The sequence below is a fragment of the Moorena sp. SIO3I8 genome, from assembly GCF_010692325.1.
In the GTDB taxonomy this organism is placed as follows: Bacteria; Cyanobacteriota; Cyanobacteriia; order Cyanobacteriales; family Coleofasciculaceae; genus Moorena.
The window spans coordinates 1-1,415 of the sequence record NZ_JAAHHW010000383.1; the positions used below are offsets into that span (position 1 = coordinate 1).

At 42.8% G+C, this 1,415-nt stretch carries 1 protein-coding gene; it reads right to left on the minus strand.

The features are described 5' to 3' along the window. Positions 1–47 precede the first annotated feature (47 nt). Entirely contained in the window at positions 48–1,121 is a 1,074-nt protein-coding gene (locus tag F6K51_RS37185; RefSeq protein ID WP_293031171.1) for a contractile injection system protein, VgrG/Pvc8 family, read from the minus strand. Positions 1,122–1,415: the final 294 nt, after the last annotated feature.

The following is a 1,415-nucleotide window of genomic DNA, read 5'->3' on the forward strand; positions in this document are numbered from 1 at the left end:
AGCATGAGCTTCCCTTTGCCCCGTATCAGTTAATAGGTCAAATAACTTCATGTGCTGTTCCTCCGAGCTGTAAAATGGGTACGATATCCCGACTGGGCGTGATAATGATTAACAGTGGCAGTGACATAATACTGACCGTTGAAGCGTTTTGCTAAGCCCTCAATCTTGATGACTTTGCCTGCTCGTAAATCTGTACGCCCCCAACAAACCCCTTCACCAGTAACTAAGGTCAGTGCGACATTATTGAAGCGGGCTTTGGCAAATTGATCTGCTTCTGCTTGAGTTAATACTGGGCGATCGCTGACTTGAACAACTGCTGTACTAAAAGCGTCTTTAACCAGGGCAGCACCACTTTTTTGTCCCCCCATTTTTGAAACTTCATCCCCAACCTTTGCTTGTCCAACAATCTCTTGCTTTTCTTTAGGATTCCAACCCCGCACTGTTAACTCACTTATTTGGCCCATAGAAGACAAATGGGGATAAAATTCCATCAAGTCATCTTCAAAACTCAGGGTTATAATCTCACTTTCGGCATTACCTACAGGTCGGAAAAATAGGGTTTTATCTTCAACAACTACTTCGTAGTTAATCCGTTTGGCTCTCTGTTGCAAAAACTCAATGTCCGTTTGCTCGGCTTGTAAAATATATTCATGCACTACCTGGCTATCTTCAACTTTAGCCGTAAGTCCTGCATCCCTAGCAATTTTGGCAGCAATATCACTATCTTTCTGCTGGAGGAACGTTTGGGTTTTTTTACCTAGCTGGAGACGATGGCGACGGTCATAACCCCGCACTGTTAATCTGGGCAGTCTATCAAAGGCAAATTCTGGGTCTATGCCAGTAATTTCGCCAATAATTAGGGTTTCTAAATCATCATCATAGCCGAGTTTAACTTCTACAACATTGCCAATGGCAAAGAGTTTTTCGTCATCAATCCAAGTCGTTTCTTCTTGCTTAGTATCTGAATCTGTAAGTTCCAGTGTAAACATGCCTGGTAATTTCACATCATGGTCAACGGTAAGACTAATGACGTGCAATTCCGCTTCCACAGGCAACGGTGAGCCGTTGATGATAATCTCAAAATTAGGAACAAGAGGGCTTTCGCGGTTAGCAACTGGCATAGATCATTTCTATTTGAGTTGTGAACAGAATCTCTAGGGAAAGGCAAGAGGCAAGAGGCAAAAGGCAAGAGTGAATCAAGTATATAGGGATTTTTGGAGCAGGGAGCAGGGAGCATTATGAAAGAGCTTGGAGGATTTTTTGGTGTTATGAAAAATCAGCAAGATTGTTCATGACCTATTAGCACCTCAAGTAGCGTGCGCGTAGCGCTAATCGCTGTTCGCTGATAGCTGATAGCTTACAGAAATGCTATATATCATTCCTCTCAACCTAATTTTGGGATAGTTAAGGTTTGA

Bases quoted from the DNA above. Each gene is read 5' to 3' on its own strand.
- F6K51_RS37185 (WP_293031171.1), bottom strand. From the start codon at position 1,121: ATGCCAGTTGCTAACCGCGAAAGCCCTCTTGTTCCTAATTTTGAGATT.